Below are 20,172 nucleotides of genomic sequence, written 5' to 3'. Positions count from 1 at the left end.
CTGCCCGTGGGTGTCGGGGACGTCTCCAAGCGGATCCTGCTGGGGCGCAAGCTGAGGAGCTCCCAGCTCGGCGAGACACTCCTCCCCAAGCGCATCGCGCTGCCGGTCTTCGCCAGCGACGCGCTGTCGTCGGTCGCCTACGCGCCCGACGAGGTCTTCATCATGCTCTCGCTGGCCGGCGCGTCGGCGTACGTCTGGTCGTGGAAGGTCGCGCTCGCCGTCGCGCTGGTCATGGCGGTCGTCGTGGCGTCGTACCGCCAGACCGTCCACGCCTACCCCTCCGGTGGCGGCGACTACGAGGTCGCCACGGTCAACCTCGGCCGGACCGCGGGCATGACGGTCGGCAGCGCGCTGCTCGTGGACTACGTGCTGACGGTGGCGGTGTCGATCTCCTCGGGGGCGCAGTACGCCGCCGCGGCGGTGCCCGCGTTCATCGGGCACGAGCCGACGGTGGCCGCGGTCGCGGTGCTGGCGCTCATGGCGATGAACCTGCGCGGCATCCGGGAGTCAGGGCGGTTCTTCGCCCTGCCCACCTACGCCTTCATGGTCGCGATCATCGGCATGTGCGCCTTCGGCCTCGTGCGGCTCGCGCTGGGCGACCTGCCGGCGGTCGAGTCGGCGGACCTGACGATCCAGCCCGAGCCGGGGCTGGAGGAGCCGTTGACGACGATCGGGCTGCTCATCCTGCTGGCCCGCGCGTTCTCCTCGGGCTGCGCGGCGCTGACCGGCGTCGAGGCGATCTCCAACGGCGTGCCGGCCTTCCGCCGGCCCAAGAGCCGGAACGCCGCCACCACGCTGCTGCTGCTCGGGATGATCGCGATCACGATGATGGTCAGCGTCATCGTGCTGGCCCGCCAGATGGGCATCCGCTACGTCGACCCGCACGAGCTCGACCGGCTGCTGCGCGACGGCGAGCCCGTCGGCGCCGACTACGAGCAGCACGCGGTGATCGCGCAGATTGCGCGGGCGGTCTTCCAGGAGTTCAGCCCGGCGTTCTACGTCGTCGTGACCGTCACCGGGATCATCCTGGTGCTGGCCGCCAACACCGCCTTCAACGGTTTCCCGGTGCTGGGGTCGATCCTCGCCAAGGACGGCTTGGCGCCCCGCGCGCTCGGCTCGCGCGGCGACCGGCTCGCCTACAGCAACGGCATCGTCGCGCTCGCGCTGATGGCGATCGCGCTCATCTACGCCTTCGACGCCCAGACCACCCGGCTGATCCAGCTCTACATCGTCGGCGTCTTCGTCTCCTTCAACCTCAGCCAGCTCGGCATGATCCGGCACTGGACGCGCGCCCTGCAGACCGAGCGCGACCCGGTCGAGCGGCGGCGGATGACCCGCTCCCGCGTCATCAACGCGGTCGGGCTGGTCTTCACCGCCGTGGTGCTGGTGATCATCCTGCTCACCAAGTTCTTCGCCGGCGCCTGGATCACGGTGCTCGCCATGGGCTTCTTCTTCCTGCTGATGAAGGGCATCCGCCAGCACTACGACCGCGTCGCCGAGGAGCTCGCCGCCGACGAGGAGGACAAGGTCCTGCCGACCCGCGTGCACGCGATCGTGCTGGTCTCCAAGCTGCACAAGCCGACGCTGCGGGCGCTGGCCTTCGCGAAGGCGACCCGGCCCAACGTGCTCGAGGGCGTCTACGTCGACGACGGCACCGACGCGACCGCCCGGCTGCTGGCCGAGTGGGACGAGCGCAGCATCGACGTGCCGCTCAAGGTCCTCCACTCGCCCTACCGCGAGCTGGTGCGGCCGGTCGTGGAGTACGCCACCGAGATCCGCAAGGCCAACCCGCGCGGCGTGGTCGCGGTCTACATCCCGGAGTACGTTGTCGGCCGTTGGTGGGAGCAGCTGCTCCACAACCAGACCGCGCTGCGCCTCAAGGGTCGGCTCCTCTTCGCCCCGGGTGTCATGGTGACCTCCGTGCCCTACCAGCTGAGGTCCTCCGAGATCGCCCGAGAACGAGTTCGCCGAGAGGCCACCAGGGTCCGCCCCGGCGACCTGCGCCGCGGCCAGGTCCAGCGCCGCCCCGACGACCGCCAGGCCAAGCGGTGACGCCGCGCCCGCCGCAGCGGCGGGGCCGGCCCGCGCCGCGTCAGCGCCAGGCCCGCGGGGCCTCGGTCGTCGGTCGTCGCCACGAGGCCGTCGTCGGCCCGGTCGCCCACGGCGGCCACTGCATCGTCCGCGTGCCCACCGACCCCACCGGCGCCTCCGACGAGACCCGCGTCGTCTTCACCCGCCACGGCATCCCCGGGGAGCGGGTGGTCGTCGAGCTCACCGAGGGCACCGAGGGCGACCGCTTCTGGCGCGGCGACGTGGTCGAGGTGCTCGAGGCCTCGCCGGACCGGGTCGTCCCGCCCTGCCCGTTCGCCGGCCCCGGCAAGTGCGGCGGCTGCGACTTCCAGCACGTCGACCTGGTCCGCCAGCGCTCGCTCAAGGGCGAGGTCGTCGCCGAGCAGCTGCGCCGCCTGGCCGGCCTCGACCTGACGGTCACCGTCGAGCCCGTCGAGGGCGACCTGCCCGAGCAGCTGGCCGGCCTGCGCTGGCGCACGCGCCAGCAGTACGTCCGGCTGCCCGACGGCCTGCGCAAGCACCGCTCCCGCGAGGTGGTCGTGGTCGACGACTGCCGGATCGCCCACCCCGACGCCCGCGAGCCGCGGCCCGGCCTGCTCACCGAGCAGGTCACCGCCGCCGGCGCCACCCACGAGTACGCCGTCGCCGCCGACGGGTTCTGGCAGGTCCACCCCGGCGCGCCGCGGACGCTCGTCGAGACGGTCCTCGACGTGCTCCGCCCGCAGGCGGGGGAGTCCGTGCTGGACCTCTACGCCGGGGTCGGGCTGTTCGCCCGCTTCCTCGGCGAGGCCGTCGGGGAGTCCGGCCGGGTCGGTGCGGTCGAGGGCGACCCGACCGCGGCCGGCCACGCCGCGACCAACTGCCCCGGGGCCGAGGTCACCGCCGGAGGCGTCGAGGAGGTGCTCGCAGCGGCGTACGACGGGCACTGGGACGTGGTCGTGCTCGACCCGCCCCGCGAGGGCGCCCGGCGACCGGTCGTGGAGCAGGTCGTGGCGCGCACGCCGCGCGCGGTGGCGTACGTCGCGTGCGACCCGGCGGCGCTGGCGCGCGACGTGTCCGTCTTCGCCGAGCACGGGTACCGGTTGAGCGTGCTGCGCGCGTTCGACCTGTTCCCGATGACCCACCACGTGGAGTGCGTCGCCCTGCTCGAGCGCGAGTCGAACGGTGCTTGAGTGGTTCGTGAAACCCCTCGACATCATGTATCTTGATATCAAGACATCTAGGAGCGGGCGGTAAGGGAAGCCTTCCTACCGCCTCTCCGCGGCGCAGCGGCAAGATGGCAGAAGAGCACCACCGGACGTCACGAGGAGAGTCAGCAGTGGCCAGTCAGGACAGCTTCGGTGCCAAGAGCACCCTGGACGTGGACGGACAGTCCTACGAGATCTACCGCCTCGACGCGGTGACGGGGGAGGGCCTGGACGTCGAGACGCTGCCCTTCAGCCTCAAGGTCCTGCTCGAGAACCTCCTGCGGACCGAGGACGGCGCGGACATCACCGCCGACGACATCAAGGCCCTCGCCGGGTGGGACGCCGACGCGCACCCCGACAAGGAGATCCAGTTCACGCCGGCGCGCGTGATCATGCAGGACTTCACCGGCGTGCCCTGCGTCGTCGACCTCGCCACCATGCGCGAGGCGATGGCCGAGCTCGGCGGAGACCCGTCGCGGATCAACCCGCTCGCGCCCGCCGAGATGGTCATCGACCACTCGGTGATCGCCGACGTCTTCGGCACCCCCGAGGCGTTCGAGCGCAACGTCGAGATCGAGTACGAGCGCAACCGCGAGCGCTACCAGTTCCTCCGCTGGGGCCAGGGCGCCTTCGACGACTTCAAGGTCGTCCCGCCGGGCACCGGCATCGTGCACCAGGTCAACATCGAGCACCTCGCGCGCACCGTCATGGTCCGCGACGGCGTGGCCTACCCCGACACCTGCGTCGGCACCGACTCCCACACCACGATGGTCAACGGCATCGGCGTGGTCGGCTGGGGCGTCGGCGGCATCGAGGCCGAGGCCGCGATGCTCGGCCAGCCGGTCTCGATGCTCATCCCGCGCGTCGTCGGCTTCAAGCTCTCCGGCGACCTGCCCGAGGGCTCGACCGCGACCGACCTGGTCCTCACGATCACCGAGATGCTGCGCCAGCACGGCGTCGTCGGGAAGTTCGTGGAGTTCTACGGCCCCGGCGTCTCCGCGCTGCCGCTGGCCAACCGCGCCACCATCGGCAACATGAGCCCGGAGTTCGGCTCGACGATCGCGGTCTTCCCGATCGACGAGCAGACCATCGAGTACCTCAAGCTCACCGGCCGCTCCGAGGAGCAGCTGAAGCTGGTCGAGTCCTACGCCAGGGCCCAGGGCCTGTGGCACGACCCCGACGCCGAGCCGCGCTACTCCGAGAGGCTCGAGCTGGACCTGTCGACGGTCGTCCCGTCGCTCGCCGGCCCGAAGCGCCCGCAGGACCGCGTCGCGCTCTCCGACGCCCGCAAGGCGTTCCGCGTCGCGCTGGCCGACTACGTCAGCGCCGACGAGACCGGCGGCGAGGACCGCAAGCCGGGCGTGCCGCAGAACGACAAGCCGTACGGCGTCACCACCGGCGCCGACGAGGCCTCGGCCGAGTCCTTCCCGTCCTCCGACCCGCCGTCCACCAACGGCAACGGGGACGGCCACGACGACGCCGACGCCCCGGTCGACTCGCACTCGGCGGCGGCCGGCTCGAACGGGCGTCCGTCGAACCCGGTGAAGGTCACCCTCGAGGACGGCACCGAGTTCGAGCTCGACCACGGCGCCGTCGCGATCGCCGCGATCACCTCGTGCACCAACACCTCGAACCCGTCGGTGATGATCGGTGCCGCGCTGCTGGCCAAGAACGCGGTGGAGAAGGGGCTCACGACCAAGCCGTGGGTCAAGACCACCCTCGCGCCGGGCTCGCAGGTCGTGTCCGACTACTACGAGCGCGCCGGCCTCACGCCGTACCTCGACAAGCTCGGCTTCAACCTCGTCGGCTACGGCTGCACCACCTGCATCGGCAACTCCGGCCCGCTGATCCCCGAGGTCTCCGCCGCGGTCAACGAGAAGGACCTCGCGGTCGTCTCGGTGCTCTCGGGCAACCGGAACTTCGAGGGCCGGATCAACCCGGACGTGAAGATGAACTACCTCGCGTCCCCGCCGCTGGTCGTCGCCTACGCGCTGGCCGGCTCGATGGACCTCGACCTGTTCAACGACCCGCTGGGCCAGGACAGCGACGGCAACGACGTCTTCATGAAGGACATCTGGCCGTCCCCGCAGGAGGTCGAGCGGGTCATCGGTGAGTCGATCACCTCCGACATGTTCGACAGCTCCTACGCCGACGTGTTCGCCGGCGACGAGCGGTGGCAGTCGCTCCCGACCCCCGAGGGCGACACCTTCGCGTGGGACACCGAGTCGACCTACGTCCGCAAGCCCCCGTACTTCGACGGCATGCCCGACGAGCCGGAGGCCGTCACCGACATCGAGGGCGCCCGCGTGCTCCTCAAGCTCGGCGACTCGGTCACCACCGACCACATCAGCCCGGCGGGTGCGATCAAGAAGGACTCGCCCGCGGGCCGGTACCTCGCCGAGCACGGCGTCGAGCAGCGGGACTTCAACTCCTACGGCTCGCGCCGCGGCAACCACGAGGTCATGATCCGCGGCACGTTCGCCAACATCCGCCTGCGCAACCAGCTCGCGCCGGGCACCGAGGGCGGCGTCACCCGCGACTTCACCAACGGTGGCGAGGTGACCTCGGTCTTCGAGGCCTCGGAGAACTACATCGCAGCCGGCACCCCGCTGGTGGTCCTGGCCGGCAAGGAGTACGGCTCCGGCTCCTCGCGCGACTGGGCCGCCAAGGGCACCTCGCTGCTGGGCGTCAAGGCCGTCATCGCCGAGTCCTACGAGCGCATCCACCGCTCGAACCTCATCGGCATGGGCGTCATCCCGCTGCAGTTCCCCGAGGGCCAGACCGCCGAGAGCCTCGGCCTGACCGGCGAGGAGGAGTTCTCCATCACCGGCATCACCGAGCTCAACGAGGGCCGCACGCCCAAGACCGTCAAGGTCAAGGCCGGCGACGTGGAGTTCGACGCGGTCGTCCGCATCGACACCCCCGGTGAGGCGAACTACTACCGCAACGGCGGCATCATGCAGTACGTCCTGCGCAACCTGCGGAAGGCGTGACCTGACCCTCCTGGGACTCACCCTCCCTGCACTGCTCACGGTGGCCCTGGCCTTGCTGGTCGGGGCCACCGTGCAGTCGTTGGTGGGGCTGGGCCTCGGCCTGGTGGCAGCCCCGGTCGTGGCGCTGGTCGACCCCGAGCTGCTGCCCGAGGTCACCCTCTGGCTGGCCTGCACCTATCCCGCGGTCACCCTCGCCACCGAGCGCTCCGGCATCGACTGGTGCGGCCTGGCCTGGTCGATGCCGACCCGGCTGGTCGGCACGGTGGTCGGCGTCGTCGCCGTCGCCTCGCTGAGCGGACGGTTGCTCGCAGTCGTCGTCGCCGTCATGGTGCTGGTGGCTGTCGCCCTCACCTGGTGGGCCGTGCGCATCCCGATCAACCGCGGCACGCTCGTGACCGCCGGCTTCGTCTCCGGGCTGTCCGGCACCGCGACGTCCATCGGCGGGCCGCCGATGGCGATCCTCTACCAGCACCGCCCGCCCCAGCAGATCCGCACGACCATGGCGGTCTACTTCATGGGCGGCGCCGCGCTCTCCCTCATCGGCCTCGGCATCGCCGGCGAGCTGGAGCTGCCCCGCTTCCTGCTGGCCCTCGCCCTGTCGCCGGTGCTGCTCGTCGGCGCGCTGCTCGGCACGCAGCTGCGGCCGCGCCTGCCCGGGTCCCGCGTCCGGCCCGCCGTGCTCGGCGTCTGCGCCGCCTCGTCGCTGGTGCTGCTCGGCCGCACGCTGCTCGGCTGAGGAAGAAGCTCGGTCGCGCACCCCTCCTCCGGGGTTCGTCGGTGCGTGGAAGGGGATGACAGGGCAGGAGGAACCCCGATGACCACCTTGCACGACCGCCTGGCCGACCTGGCCGCCGACGCCGACGCACACGCCGACGTACGCGAGCCGGTGCACGTGCTGTGGGACCGAGGACGCCGCTACCACCGGCTGCGCCGCGGTGGCACGGCCGCGATCGTCGTGGCCGCGCTCGCCGTGGTCGGAGGAGTGGTCGGCACGGCCGAGCTGCGGGCAGACACCACCCCCGCCCCGGCCGGGTCGCCCGTCGGCGTGCCCGAGCGGATCTTCGCCCCGAGCCCGTACCTCGAGGGCACCGAGGACGGCGGCTCGCTCGGTCGGCTGGCCGTCCTGCTGTCGACGACGCGGTCGGGCATGTGGGGTTCGGAGCAGGGGTACGTCGGCGTCTCGGCCGCGACGGGGGAGTACCGCTTCCTCGACCTCCCGGACGCGGCGCCCGACCCCGGAGCGGTGCTCTCGCCGGACGGCTCCGTCGTGGCCTACTGGACGAGCGGCCCGACCCAGGACACCCCCAACACGATCGACGGCGAGCCACCGGTGACCGGGGTGGCGCTCTACCACCCGGACACCGGCGACGTGGTGCGGCACGACATCGCGACCGAGCACGGGCTGGGCATCGAGACCGACCTCGACTGGGTCGCCACCGACACCCTCCTGGTGCGGTTCACGCAGTACGCCGGCGGCGAGGGCGACTCCGAGATGGACCGCTCGACCTCCGGCGCGGCGCCGACGCTGCTGTGGGACGTCGACGAACCCGACCCCCGGCCGGCGGAGTCGCGGGAGGTCCGACGCGGTTTCTGGACCGAGCCGTCCGGTCACGCCGGCCAGGTCGTGACGGTCCACGGCGAGCGGACCTTCTCGGTCGTCGCGCTCGACGCCCCGAGGTTGCCCCGGCGCTACCGGACCGACCAGGTCCTCTCGACGAGCGTGTCCGCCGGTCCTGGCGGGCAGTGGGCCGCGGCGGTGTGGGGCGGGCCGGGAGACCGCGGGCGCAATCCCAACGTGCTGGTGGGCGCCCCGTTCTCCTCGGCCTCCACGCTGGGTGGCGAGGCCGCCGCCAGGATCGACCTGCCGCAGGTGCCCGGCTCGCGCCGCTACGCCGAGGTCGTCGGTTGGCTGGACGGGTCGACGGTGCTCGCACGTGCACGCCGGGGCGGCTACGACGGGCGCACCGTCCTCGACGCCGTGGACCTGCGCGACGGGGCCACCGGGGAGCTGGTGGTCGGACCGCCCGAGGGGACGGGCGCCCGCTGGCAGGTGGCCACCGACCTGCTCCGCGAGCCGACGGTCGACGCCGTCGAGCCGCCGCGCCCGATGAGCCCGCGACTCACCGCCGGGTTGACCGGCCTGACCGTCCTCGGCGCCGCCGGCGCACTCGTCCTGTGGCGGCGACGTGTCCGACCCTGACGCGACCCGGGAAGGGTTCGAGGAGTTCGTCGTGGCGAGGCGCGCGGCGCTGCTGCGCACGGCGTACCTCCTCACCGGCGACCACGACGACGCCGAGGACCTCGTCCAGGTCGCCTTGGTCAAGGTCGTCCCCCACTGGCGGAAGATCGCCGACCGGCCCGAGCCGTACGTCCGCCGCGTGCTCGCCCGCGAGAGTGTCTCGCGGTGGCGCCGGCGCCGCTGGCGCGAGGTCACCACCGCCGAGCCGCCGGAGACCCCCGCTGGTGCCGACGAGGCGGGGGACGCCGCCGGCCGCGACCTGCTGCGGGCGGCGCTGGCGGCGCTCCCGCCGCGGCAGCGTGCGGTGATCGTGCTGCGCTACTACGAGGACCTCACCGAGCGGCAGACCGCCGAGGCGCTCGGGATCGCGGTCGGCACGGTCAAGTCGCAGGCACGCGACGGCCTCGCCCGGTTGCGGGCGCTCGTGCCGGAGGCCGAGGAGGTGGCCACTACCGTGTGACGCATGATCGTCGCGTTCAGCATCAGCCCGACGACCGGCGACGAGACCGGCGGCGTCTCGGAGGCCGTGGCCGCCGCGGTGCGGGTGGTCCGCGAGTCCGGCCTGCCGAACGAGACCAACGCGATGTTCACCAACATCGAGGGCGAGTGGGACGAGGTCATGGCGGTGGTCAAGAAGGCCGTCGACGTCGTCGCCGAGGTCTCGCCCCGGGTCGGCCTGGTGCTCAAGGCCGACATCCGGCCCGGGTACGACGGCCAGCTCACCGCCAAGGTCGAGCGGGTCGAGCGGGCGCTCGAGCAGTCGTGAGCGACGTGCCCCCGCCGCCGTCCTTCCCGCCGCCCTCCACCCCGCCGCCGGCCACCCCGCCACCGGCCATCCCGCCACCGGCCACCCCGCCGCCCTCCACCCCGCCGGCGCCTCCGCGGGACCGGGTGACGCTGCTCGCGCTCGCCGCGATCGCGGTGGTGGCCGTCCTGCTCGTGGCGGTCGGCGTGCCGGTCGCCGTCTCGCAGGTGCGGGCCGACGACGCGGCCGAGGTCGAGCGGACCCTGGACGAGGTGAGCGTCCACGACGACCTGCGGACCGACCACACCGAGGACGAGGTCGACTACCCCCAGGTGCCGCCGGTCGGCGGGCCGCACCACCCGGCGTGGCTGGACTGCGGGGTCTACGACGAGCCGGTCCGTGACGAGAACGCCGTCCACGACCTCGAGCACGGCACCGTCTGGATCACCTACGACCCGGACCTGTCCGAGGACGACGTCGCGCGGCTCGTCGAGCAGCTGCCCGCCAACGGCATCCTCTCGCCCTACCCGGGCCTGCCCGCGCCCGTCGTCGTCACCGTCTGGGGTCGCCAGCTGCGGCTCGTCGGCGCCGACGACCCGCGCCTCGGCCTGTTCGTCGAGCAGCTCGGCGGCGGACAGACCGCGCCCGAGCCGTTCGCGTCCTGCGCGGGCGGCGTACCCGATCCGCAGGGCGGCGAGGGCACGGGCTCCGGCGGCGCCCAGGTCTGACCGGCATCACTCGGCCCCAACCTCCGGGACGTCATACGGACGGTGCCACCGGCGGCTCCGTCCGGATGACGTCCCGGACCGGCCGGGTCTGAACGGGTGGCGGGGCGGGCACGGACCGAGCATGGACTCCGAGACCAGGACCTACCGGACCGGCGCCGAGGACACCGTCCTGGACCTGACTCGGGACTGCGCCGACTTCGTGCGCGACCGCGGGGACGGGCTGCTCCACCTGTTCGTGCCGCACGCCACGGCCGGGCTGGCGATCCTGGAGACCGGCTCCGGAAGCGACGACGACCTGCTCGCCGCCCTGGGCGACCTGCTCCCCGCCGACGACCGCTGGCGCCACCGCCACGGCACCCCCGGCCACGGCCGCTCCCACGTGATGCCGGCCCTCGTGCCGCCGTACGCCACCGTCCCCGTCCTCGACGGCGACCTCGCCCTCGGCACCTGGCAGAGCATCTGCCTGGTCGACCTCAACGTCGACAACCACGAGCGGCAGGTGCGGTTCAGCCTCCTCGAGGGCTGACTCCCGGCGGGGTGGCCGGGCTAGGTTCGCGTCCATGAGTGAGCCGACCCGCTTCGCCTGCGTGCTGCTCGTCGACCGTCGCGGGTGGGTGCTGCTGCAGGAGCGCGACGAGCACGCGGTCATCGACCCGGAGACGTGGGGGATGCCCGGCGGTCACGTGGAGGACGGCGAGGGGTTCGAGGAGGCGGCGTACCGCGAGCTCGCCGAGGAGACCGGAGTCGACCTGGAGCCCGGCGCGCTGCAGTTCTGGCGCGAGATCCCGACCGAGCACGCGTCGTACGGCGTGGGCTCGATGCAGGTCTACGTCGGCGCCGTCGACCTCACCGACGCGGACATCACCTGCGGCGAGGGCCGGCAGATGGTCTTCGTCGACCCCGCCACCGTGGCGGGTCTCGAGCTGACCGGGTCGGCGGCCGACGCCCTCCCGGCGTTCCTCGGCAGCGAGATGTACAGCACGATGACCCCATGACCAGCGCGCGCACCTCGGACCTGACCGTCGTCCCCGTTCCCGCCCACGGTGCCGAGGACGTCGTCGTCGCGACGTCGGGCCCCGACGAGGGCTGTGTCTTCACCGGCACCGAGGACGGCAGCATCTTCCGCGTCTCCCACGACGGGGCGAGGGTGGACCGCGTCGCCCGCACCGGCGGCCGCCCGCTCGGCATCGAGATCGATGCCGACGGGCGGCTGCTGGTGTGCGACGCCAAGCGCGGCGTGCTGCGCGTCGACACCGCGACCGGCGCGGTGGAGACCGTCACCGACCGGGTGGGCGGCGAGCCGATGGTCTTCTGCAACAACGCGGCGATCGCGAGCGACGGCACCGTGTGGTTCTCCGACTCCTCGCGCCACTACGGCATCGAGCGGTGGAAGGACGACTTCATCCAGGTCACCCGCTCCGGCCGGCTGATGCGGATGGCCACCGACGGCACGGTCGAGGTCGTCCTCGACGGCCTCGCCTTCGCCAACGGCGTCGCGCTGAGCAAGGACGAGGACTTCGTCTGCGTCGCCGAGACCGGCGCCCGCACCGTCGTGCGCCGCTGGCTGACCGGCCCCCGGGCCGGCATGCGCGACCTGCTGTGCCAGAACCTCCCGGGCTACCCCGACAACATCGCCCGGGGCAGCGACGGCCTGATCTGGGTCACGATCGCGAGCCCGCGCGACGCCGTCGTCGAGCGGCTGCAGGGCGCCCCGATGCGGGTGCGCAAGCTGGTCACCAGGATCCCGCAGAAGCTGCAGCCGCAGCCCGCGCGCACCGTCCGCGTGCAGGCGTACGACGACGAGGGCCGCCTCGTCCACGACCTCGACCTGCCGGGGGAGCGCTACCACATGGTGACCGGCGTCCGGGAGCACGACGGCCGCGTCTGGATGGGCAGCCTGCACGAGCCGGCGATCGCGGCCCACGACCTGTGACCTCCTAGACTCGACCGCATGTCGCTCCTCGACTCCATCGCCGGTCCGCGGGACGTCCAGGCCCTCGCACCCGACCAGCTCGAGGACCTGGCCGCCGAGATCCGCGACCTCCTCGTCCAGACCTGCTCGCGCATCGGTGGCCACCTCGGGCCCAACCTCGGCGTCGTCGAGCTGACCATCGCGATGCACCGGGTCTTCGACAGCCCGCGCGACCGGATCGTCCTGGACACCGGCCACCAGTCCTACGTGCACAAGATCCTCACCGGACGCGGCGGGCAGTTCGACGGCCTGCGCAAGGAGGGCGGCCTCTCCGGCTACCCGAGCCAGGCCGAGTCGGTCCACGACGTCGTCGAGAACTCCCACGCCTCCACCGCGCTGTCGTACGCCGACGGGCTGGCCAAGGCGTTCGCGATCCGCGGCGAGGACCGCCACACCGTCGCGGTCATCGGCGACGGCGCGCTCACCGGCGGCATGGCCTGGGAGGCGCTCAACAACATCGCGATCGCCAAGGACAGCCGGCTGGTCATCGTCGTCAACGACAACGGCCGCTCCTACACCCCGACCATCGGTGGCCTGGCCAACGCGCTCACCACGCTGCGCACCAACCCGCGCTACGAGCAGGTGCTCGACCTGGTCAAGAAGCGCCTCAACGCGGTCCCCGGCGTCGGCCCCGCGGCGTACGACGCCCTCCACGCGATGAAGAAGGGCCTCAAGGACGCGCTCGCGCCGCAGGGCCTCTTCGAGGACCTCGGCCTGAAGTACGTCGGCCCCGTCGACGGTCACGACCTGGTCGCGATGGAGGCGGCGCTGGAGCGGGCCAAGCGCTTCGGCGGGCCGGTGATCGTGCACGCGCTGACCCGCAAGGGCTTCGGCTACGACGCCGCGGAGCGGCACGAGGCCGACCAGTTCCACTCCCCGCAGCCGTTCGACATCGAGACCGGCGAGGAGAAGGCCCGCGGCCGGATCTGGACCGACGTCTTCTCCGACGAGATCGTCCACATCGGCCAGCGCCGCAAGGACGTCGTCGCGATCACCGCCGCGATGATGCACCCGGTGGGCCTCGACCACTTCCAGAAGCGCTTCCCCGAGCGCACCTTCGACGTCGGCATCGCCGAGCAGCACGCCGCCACGTCGGCGGCCGGCCTCGCGATGGGCGGCCTGCACCCGGTGGTGGCGGTCTACGCGACGTTCCTCAACCGCGCCTTCGACCAGGTGCTGATGGACTGCGCGTTGCACCGCACCGGTGTCACCTTCGTGCTCGACCGCGCCGGCGTGACCGGTGACGACGGCGCCTCGCACAACGGCATGTGGGACATGTCGGTCCTCCAGGTCGTGCCCGGCCTGCGCCTGGCCGCGCCCCGCGACGCCGCCCGCCTCCGCGAGCTGCTCAACGAGGCCGTCGAGGTCGAGGACGCCCCGACCGTCGTCCGCTTCCCCAAGGGCCCGCCGCCCGAGGACGTCGAGGCGGTCGGCAAGGCCGGCGGTGCGGACGTGCTGGTCCGCAACGGCCCCAAGGACGTCCTCGTCGTGGCCGTCGGCTCGATGAACGAGGTCGCCCTCGGCGTCGCCGACCGCCTCGTCGCCCAGGGCATCGGCGTCACCGTCGTCGACCCGCGCTGGGTCAAGCCGGTCGACCCCGCGGTCGTCGAGCTCGCCCGCGAGCACCGCCTCGTCGTCTCGGTCGAGGACAACGGCGTCGTCGGCGGCTGCGGCTCGGTGCTGCTGCAGACCCTCGTGGAGGCCGGCGTGACCACGCCGGTGCGGCTGCGCGGCATCCCGCAGGAGTTCCTCCACCACGCCAAGCGCGCGGTGATCCTCGAGCGGATCGGCCTCACGCCGCAGGCGCTCGCCCTCGACATCGTCGAGTACATGACCTCCGTGGACGAGGGTCGTTTACCCGTCGATGCCGACCACGCCGACCACCCGGTCTGACCGACGACGTCCCTGTGCCCGGGTCGCCGTCCCGGCGCTGCTGCTCGGGCTGCTGCTCGGGCTGCTGCCGGCGTGCTCCCTGCTCGGTGACGACGACCCCGACGGGGCCGCCCCGGCGTCGGCCGGGGCGGCGCCCGCAGACGTCGTCGACGCGGTGCGCACGGCGCTCGCCCGTCGGGCGAAGGCCGTGCGCCGGGGTGACCGCCGTGCCTTCGCCGCCGGTCTGGCCCGGCGCTCGCCGCGGGTGCGGGCCCAGCAGCTGACCTGGTTCGACAACCTCGCCCAGCTGCCGCTCGCCGAGCTCGGCTACTCCGTGGACCGGCAGAACGTCGTGCGCGACGGCGACGCCTACTGGGTGGTCGTGGAGCAGCGGATGCAGCTGGCCGGGTACGACGCCGAGCCGGTCGTCACCCACGACCGGTTCCGGTTCCGGCCGGCCCCGGGCGGGGGGCGGATGCGGCTGACCTCGGTCACCGACGCCGCGTGGGAGGCCGCCCACGACGTGCGGCCCCAGCCGTGGGACCTCGGCCCCGTCGAGGTGCGCGGCGGGCTCGGCGTGCTCGCGGTCTTCGACGCCGACAGCGTCACCGCCGCCTCCGGCGTGATCTCCTCGGTCGAGCGCGGCATCGCCGACGTCTCGGCCGTCCTGCCGCAGGACTGGCGCCGCACCGTCGTCGTCTACGCCCTGTCGTCCACCGCCTTCCTCGGGACCATCGACGAGCTGCCCGGCGGCGACCCCGAGCGGCTCGACGGGGTCGCCTTCCCCGTCGCGGCGGGGCCGGGTCGCGACGGCTCGGCCGCCACCCGCTTCGCGCTGCACCCGCGCGTGCTCGGCCGTGCCGGCCCCGAGCGCGACCGGCTGGTGCGCCACGAGCTCGTCCACGTCGCGCTGGGCGACCGCGACGACGACGTACCGGTCTGGCTGAGCGAGGGGATCGCGGAGTACGTCTCGGTCCGGCCCGTCGACCCGGCCGACCGGGTCGTCGCCGAGGCGGCGCTCGGCCGCGCGGTCGCGGGCGTCGACGGGCTGCCCACCCGCGCGTCGTTCACCGCAGCCGGGGACGAGCCGGTCGCGTCGTACGGCCTGTCGTGGTGGGTGTGCGAGCACGTCGCCCGCTCCTTCGGCGAGGAGGCGCTCTGGACGCTGCTCGACGCGCTCGCCGAGGAGGGCGCCGACGAGGCCGAGGTGCTGCGCCGCGTGCTCGGGCTGACCGCCGACCAGCTGGCCGACCGGGCCTCGCGGCTCATGGTCGCCACCTTCGTCCCGGGCGTGCGGGCCACCCCATAGGCTGGGCGGGTGACCCAGGAACCCCGTCTCGTGCACATCGTCGACGAGGTGCCGGAGCTCGACGACGCCACCGACCTCACCCTGGTGCTCGTGCTCGACGGGTTCCTCGACGCGGGCAACGCGGCGGCCCGCGCCGCCCAGCACCTCGTCGACCTCTCCGACGCGCCCGTGCCCGGCGGGAAGGTGGTCGCGACCTTCGACGTCGACTCCTTCCACGACTACCGCGCGCGGCGTCCGGCGATCTCGTTCGTCCGCGACCACTACGAGCAGTACGACGCCCCCCGCCTGGTCGTCCGCCTGCTGCGCGACACCGGAGGCACGCCGTACCTGCTGCTCAACGGCCCGGAGCCCGACAACCGCTGGGAGGCCTTCGCCCGCGCGGTGCGCGAGGTCGTCGAGCGGCTCGGCGTGACCCGCGTCGTGGCGATGGGCTCGGTGCCGATGGCGGTGCCGCACACGCGGCCGATCGCGATCACCCACCACGCCAACGACCACGCCGAGCCGGTCGGGCAGAGCCCGTGGCGCGGCGAGCTGCGGGTGCCGAGCAGCGCGCAGGCGCTGCTCGAGGTGCGGCTGGGGGAGTGGGGCCACGCGGCGCTCGGCTTCGTCGTCCACATCCCGCACTACCTCGCCCAGCTCGACTACCCGCGCGCCTCCACGGCGCTCCTGGAGCAGCTCGAGCGCGGCGGACGGCTGACCATCGACCTGTCCGGGCTGCGCGCCGAGGCCGAGGACCGTGAGGTCGAGATCGCCCGCTACCTCACGGCCAACGAGGAGGTCGCCGAGGTGGTGGCCGCGCTGGAGCGGCAGTACGACGCGTTCGAGCGCTCCGAGGAGTCCGGCAGCAACCTGCTGGCCGAGGACCAGCCGCTGCCCAGCGGGGAGGAGCTCGGCCAGCAGTTCGAGCAGTTCCTCGCCGCCCTGGACGAGGACCCGAAGTCCGGCACCGAGCCGGGCAACGACGAGGACGGGGAGGGCTGAGTGCCGCGCGACGCCGCCGACCTGGTCGACCTGCTCGACCTGGAGACGATCGACACCAACCTCTTCCGCGGCCGGCAGGCGGTCTCGTCGCTGCCGCGGCTCTTCGGCGGCCAGGCGGCCGCCCAGGCGGTCGTGGCCGCGGGGCGGACCGTCGACCCGGCGTACGTCCTGCACTCGCTGCACTCCTACTTCCTGCAGCCCGGTGACGCCTCCGCGCCGATCATCTTCGACGTCGAGACGATCCGCGAGGGCCGCTCGTTCGCGACCCGGCGGGTGCTGGCGCGCCAGCACGGCCGCCCGATCTACGCGCTGACCGCCGACTTCCAGCGGCCCGAGGAGGGCTGGGAGCACCAGCAGGTCGCTCCCGTCGTGCCGCCGCCCGAGGAGTGCCCGGACCCCAAGAAGCTGCTGGGCCAGCCCGAGGACGACCCCGAGTGGGGCGTGATGGAGATGCGGTACGCCGGCAGCTCCCTCGACGGCGGGCTCGAGCCGGACGAGGTGCGCCCGGGCCGGCAGCGGGTGTGGCTGCGGGCCAAGGGCCGGCTGCCCGAGGACCCGTTCGCGCACGTCGCGGCGTTCGTCTACTTCTCCGACATGACGCTGATGGGCGCCGCGCTCGTGCCGCACGGCATCCGCATCGGCAGCGCGGACGCGATGGTCGCGTCGCTGGACCACTCGGTCTGGTTCCACCGGCCGTTCCGCGTCGACGAGTGGTGGCTCTACGACCAGGAGTCGCCGTTCGCGGGCGGCGCGCGCGGGCTGGTCCACGCCCGGGTCCACACCCCCGACGGCACGCTGGTCGCGTCGGTGTCGCAGGAGGCGCTGCTGCGCAAGCCGCGCCCGCGCCGGACCGAGGAGGGCGCGTGACCAGCGTCGAGGAGCTCGTCGCGCTGCTCGACCTCGAGGACATCGACGCCGACCTGTTCCGCGGCGCCCAGCCGCGGTCCCCGCGTCCGCGGGTCTACGGCGGCCAGGTGGCGGCGCAGGCGCTCGTCGCTGCGACCCGCACGGCCGGCGAGGGCTTCGCCGTGCACTCGCTGCACTCCTACTTCCTGCTGCCGGGCGACTACTCGGTGCCGATCGTGTACGACGTGGAGCGGATCCGGGACGGCCGCTCCTTCCTGACCCGCCGGGTCGTGGCCCGGCAGCACGGGCGGCCGATCTACTTCCAGACCGTCAACTTCCAGCTGCCCGAGGAGGGCTGGGAGCACCAGGACGCGATGCCCGAGGTCGGCGGCCCCGACGACGGGGTCGACATGGCCGACCTGATGCGCCGCTCCGGCACCGCGGAGGCCGACGCGCTCGCCGAGGAGTGGAGCGCCATCGACGTGCGCCACCTCGGCACCACCCGCCGCGGGCTCGCGCCGCACCCCGAGCACCCCTCGCGGGCCCAGCTCTGGCTGCGCGTGCGCGACGGGCTGGCCACCGACGACCCGGTGATCCACCTGGGGTTGTTCACCTACGCCAGCGACATCAGCCTGCTCGGCGCCGCGTTGGCCGCCCACGACACCACCCCGGCCCGCACGATGATGGCCTCGCTGGACCACACCATCTGGTTCCACCGGCCGTTCCGGGCCGACGAGTGGTGGCTCTACGACCAGTGGTCGCCGTCGGCGTCGGGCGGTCGCGGGCTCTCGCTCGGCCGGGTCTACACCCAGGACGGCCGGCTCGTGGCGACCGTCGCCCAGGAGGGGCTGATCCGGCCGGTGCGCTGAGCGCCGGCCGGACCCCGCCTCACAGGTCGGTCGTGCGCCCCGCCAGGTGCGGCGCGCCGGACCGCGGGTTGCTCAGCGAGAACGCGTAGCCGTCGTCGAGCGGGCGCGACCCGAGGGCCACCGTGCCCGGCAGCAGCACCGGCTTCTTGAACGCGACGTCGACGCGGACCGCGTCGGCGAGCCGGTTCTCCAGCGCGGCGGTGCAGCGCGCCAGGGTCCACATGCCGTGCGCGATCTGGCGCGGGAAGCCCAGCGCCTTCGCGGTCAGCGGGTAGAGGTGGATCGGGTTGTGGTCGCCCGACACCGCGGCGTACGTGCGGCCCAGGTCGCCGGGCAGCGACCACACCGTGCCGCCCGCCGGGGCGTCGGGGAACGTCGCGCCCGCGGGCGCGGACTCGTCGCCCTTGCCGCGGCGCAGGTAGGCCGAGGACTCCTCCCAGACCGTCTCGCCCTCGGCGGTGACGGTGGTGCGGAAGTCGAAGACCCGGCCCTTGGCGTGCGGGCGCGCCGGGTCCACCGTGACGGTGACGGCCAGGCTCTCGCCCACCCGCACCGGGCGGTGCTGGGTGATGGAGTTCTCCAGGTGCACCGTGCCGATGGCCGGCGCCGGGAACGCCGGGTCGCTCATCAGCGCCATGTGCAGCGGGAACGCGAGCATGTGCGGGTACGGCAGCGGGACGGTGTCCTTGACCGGGAAGCCGCACACCGCGGCGTACCGCTCGACGTGCGCGCGCTCGACCGTGACCGGCGGGCGGGTGACGGTGAGCCCGGTGAAGCCCTCGCCCGACGCCTTGCGGATGCCCGGCAGCTGCCCGACGACCGGGAGCGAGGGCAGGGCCGCCCGCAGCAGCGTGGTGAGGCCGCCGGCGTCGCCGCTGACCTCGCGCGCCGGGGTGCCGGGGCCGCTCTCGGGGGTGCCGGCCATCAGGCGCCCAGCATCATCTGGCCGCAGACGCGGACGACGTTGCCGTTGACCGCGCTGGAGGCGGGGTTGGCGTACCAGGCGATGGTCTCGGCGACGTCGACCGGCAGACCGCCCTGCGACATCGCGTTGAGCCGCTGGCCGACCTCGCGGGTCGCGAACGGCACGGCGGCGGTCATCTGGGTGATGATGAAGCCGGGGGCCACCGCGTTGATCGTGATGCCGTTGTCGAGCTCGTCGGCGAGGGAGTCGACGAGGCCGATGACACCGGCCTTGGAGGCGGCGTAGTTGGTCTGGCCGACGTTGCCCGCGATGCCGGCGATCGAGGCGACGCCGATGATCGAGCCGTGCGCGTTGACGACGCCCTGGTCGAGCAGCTCGCGGGTGATCCGCTCCGGCGCGGTGAGGTTGACGCCGATCACCGACTCCCAGCGGTCCTCGGCCATGTTGGCGAGCTTCTTGTCGCGGGTGATGCCGGCGTTGTGCACGACGACGTCGACGCCGCCGTGCTTCTCCTCGAGGTGGTGCGCGATCCGCTGGGGCGCGTCCTTGCCGGTGATGTCGAGGGTCAGCCAGTCGCCGTCGAGCTCCTTCATGAGCCGCTGGAGCGGGTCGGCGGCCTGCGGCACGTCGACGCCGACGACCGTCGCGCCGTCGCGGTGCAGCACGCGAGCGATCGACTCGCCGATGCCGCGGCTCGCGCCGGTCACGAGCGCGACCTTGCCGGCCAGCGGCTGCTGCCAGTCGGCGACCTCGCCGGCGACCGTCGCGCCGCGGGCGCCGATGCGGACGACCTGGCCGGAGACGTAGGCGGACTTGGGGGAGAGCAGGAACGCCAGCGTGCTGGTGACCGCGCCCTCCGAGCCCTCGGCGACGTAGACCAGCTGGACCGTGCCGCCGCGACCGACCTCCTTGCCGAGGCTGCGGGTGAAGCCCTCGAGCGCGCGCTGGGCGACCCGCTCGGCGCCGCTGACCTGCTCCGGCGGGGTGCCGAGCACGACGACCCGCGGGTTGGTCTCCAGGCTGCGCAGGAGCGGGGTGAAGAAGTCGCGGAGGGCGACGAGGTCGGCGGAGCTGGTCAGTCCGGTCGCGTCGAAGACCAGGCCCTTGAACCGCTGGCCCTCCTCGGGTGCCCCGGTCACCTCGGTCGAGGCGATGCCGACCGTCCCGAGGATGCCGCCGAGCGACTCGGCCAGCCGGCCCCGACCACCGAGGCCGACCGTGCCGGTGACCAGCGGTGCGCCGGCCTCGTACCGCTCGAGCTTGGTGGGGTTCGGCAGGCCGAGGTTCTTGACCAGGAGCTTGCCGATCGGGGACGAGGTGAAGTCGCGGTAGCGGTCGCTCATGCGACCACATGTAACTAGAGGTGTAACTCGGAGTCCACCTTTCGTGACGTGCCCCTCATGTCCTTCTGAAGACACGCGAACGGGGCAAGGATA

Annotated in this window: 18 protein-coding genes; 16 read left to right on the top strand and 2 right to left on the bottom strand. The window is 73.2% G+C overall.

Annotated elements, in window-relative coordinates:
• Positions 1–6 precede the first annotated feature (6 nt).
• The 16 genes from QWY29_RS17030 to QWY29_RS16955 all read left to right on the top strand — a co-directional run bounded on the left by QWY29_RS17030 (position 7) and on the right by QWY29_RS16955 (position 17,811).
• Positions 7–2,052 (top strand): APC family permease, encoded by a 2,046-nt coding sequence (locus tag QWY29_RS17030; RefSeq protein ID WP_300962283.1) that lies wholly within the window; start codon positions 7–9, stop codon positions 2,050–2,052.
• Entirely contained in the window at positions 2,049–3,242 is a 1,194-nt protein-coding gene (locus QWY29_RS17025) for a class I SAM-dependent RNA methyltransferase (protein ID WP_300962281.1), read from the top strand. The genes QWY29_RS17030 and QWY29_RS17025 overlap by 4 nt, the downstream gene beginning before the upstream one ends.
• A gap of 104 nt (positions 3,243–3,346) precedes the next feature.
• Positions 3,347–6,250, top strand: a complete 2,904-nt coding sequence (locus QWY29_RS17020) for an aconitate hydratase (RefSeq protein ID WP_300962280.1) — start codon at positions 3,347–3,349, stop codon at positions 6,248–6,250.
• Between the two features lie 40 nt (positions 6,251–6,290).
• The gene (locus QWY29_RS17015) at positions 6,291–6,986 is read left to right on the top strand and encodes a sulfite exporter TauE/SafE family protein (RefSeq protein ID WP_300962279.1); all 696 of its coding nucleotides are present in this window, start codon (positions 6,291–6,293) and stop codon (positions 6,984–6,986) included.
• Positions 6,987–7,064: 78 nt separating this feature from the next.
• Positions 7,065–8,450, top strand: a complete 1,386-nt coding sequence (locus QWY29_RS17010; protein ID WP_300962277.1) for a hypothetical protein — start codon at positions 7,065–7,067, stop codon at positions 8,448–8,450.
• The gene (locus QWY29_RS17005; RefSeq protein WP_300962275.1) at positions 8,437–8,949 is read left to right on the top strand and encodes a SigE family RNA polymerase sigma factor; all 513 of its coding nucleotides are present in this window, start codon (positions 8,437–8,439) and stop codon (positions 8,947–8,949) included. The genes QWY29_RS17010 and QWY29_RS17005 overlap by 14 nt, the downstream gene beginning before the upstream one ends.
• A 3-nt stretch (positions 8,950–8,952) precedes the next feature.
• Positions 8,953–9,255 carry a thiamine-binding protein gene (locus QWY29_RS17000; RefSeq protein WP_186344212.1) on the top strand — a complete coding sequence of 101 codons (303 nt, stop codon included), beginning with the start codon at positions 8,953–8,955 and terminating at the stop codon, positions 9,253–9,255.
• The gene (locus QWY29_RS16995) at positions 9,252–9,962 is read left to right on the top strand and encodes a thioredoxin-like domain-containing protein (protein WP_300962274.1); all 711 of its coding nucleotides are present in this window, start codon (positions 9,252–9,254) and stop codon (positions 9,960–9,962) included. Before QWY29_RS17000 ends, QWY29_RS16995 begins: the two co-directional genes overlap by 4 nt.
• Before the next feature lie 121 nt (positions 9,963–10,083).
• Positions 10,084–10,488 (top strand): YjbQ family protein, encoded by a 405-nt coding sequence (locus QWY29_RS16990; protein WP_300962272.1) that lies wholly within the window; start codon positions 10,084–10,086, stop codon positions 10,486–10,488.
• Between the two features lie 34 nt (positions 10,489–10,522).
• Positions 10,523–10,957, top strand: a complete 435-nt coding sequence (locus QWY29_RS16985; RefSeq protein WP_300962271.1) for an NUDIX domain-containing protein — start codon at positions 10,523–10,525, stop codon at positions 10,955–10,957.
• Positions 10,954–11,895, top strand: a complete 942-nt coding sequence (locus tag QWY29_RS16980) for an SMP-30/gluconolactonase/LRE family protein (RefSeq protein ID WP_300962270.1) — start codon at positions 10,954–10,956, stop codon at positions 11,893–11,895. Before QWY29_RS16985 ends, QWY29_RS16980 begins: the two co-directional genes overlap by 4 nt.
• A gap of 18 nt (positions 11,896–11,913) precedes the next feature.
• Positions 11,914–13,827 carry a 1-deoxy-D-xylulose-5-phosphate synthase gene (dxs, locus tag QWY29_RS16975; RefSeq protein ID WP_300962268.1) on the top strand — a complete coding sequence of 638 codons (1,914 nt, stop codon included), beginning with the start codon at positions 11,914–11,916 and terminating at the stop codon, positions 13,825–13,827.
• A complete protein-coding gene (locus tag QWY29_RS16970; RefSeq protein ID WP_300962267.1) occupies positions 13,799–15,115 on the top strand; it encodes a peptidase MA family metallohydrolase in 1,317 nt (438 codons plus the stop codon). Before dxs ends, QWY29_RS16970 begins: the two co-directional genes overlap by 29 nt.
• A gap of 9 nt (positions 15,116–15,124) precedes the next feature.
• Entirely contained in the window at positions 15,125–16,096 is a 972-nt protein-coding gene (locus QWY29_RS16965; protein WP_300962265.1) for a PAC2 family protein, read from the top strand.
• Positions 16,097–16,963 carry an acyl-CoA thioesterase gene (locus tag QWY29_RS16960; RefSeq protein ID WP_300962264.1) on the top strand — a complete coding sequence of 289 codons (867 nt, stop codon included), beginning with the start codon at positions 16,097–16,099 and terminating at the stop codon, positions 16,961–16,963.
• The gene (locus QWY29_RS16955) at positions 16,960–17,811 is read left to right on the top strand and encodes an acyl-CoA thioesterase (protein ID WP_300962262.1); all 852 of its coding nucleotides are present in this window, start codon (positions 16,960–16,962) and stop codon (positions 17,809–17,811) included. The genes QWY29_RS16960 and QWY29_RS16955 overlap by 4 nt, the downstream gene beginning before the upstream one ends.
• 19 nt (positions 17,812–17,830) lie before the next feature.
• Here the strand turns inward: QWY29_RS16955 and QWY29_RS16950 are convergent, their stop codons facing one another.
• Both QWY29_RS16950 and QWY29_RS16945 read right to left on the bottom strand, forming a co-directional pair.
• Positions 17,831–18,736 carry a MaoC/PaaZ C-terminal domain-containing protein gene (locus QWY29_RS16950; protein WP_300962261.1) on the bottom strand — a complete coding sequence of 302 codons (906 nt, stop codon included), beginning with the start codon at positions 18,734–18,736 and terminating at the stop codon, positions 17,831–17,833.
• Positions 18,736–20,079 carry a 3-oxoacyl-ACP reductase gene (locus tag QWY29_RS16945; RefSeq protein WP_300962259.1) on the bottom strand — a complete coding sequence of 448 codons (1,344 nt, stop codon included), beginning with the start codon at positions 20,077–20,079 and terminating at the stop codon, positions 18,736–18,738. Before QWY29_RS16945 ends, QWY29_RS16950 begins: the two co-directional genes overlap by 1 nt.
• Positions 20,080–20,172: the final 93 nt, after the last annotated feature.

The sequence above is a fragment of the Nocardioides abyssi genome, assembly GCF_030412915.1.
Classification (GTDB): domain Bacteria; phylum Actinomycetota; class Actinomycetes; order Propionibacteriales; family Nocardioidaceae; genus Nocardioides; species Nocardioides abyssi.
The sequence above is the reverse complement of the archived record's forward strand: the minus strand, read 5'-3'. Positions and strand labels throughout refer to the sequence as shown.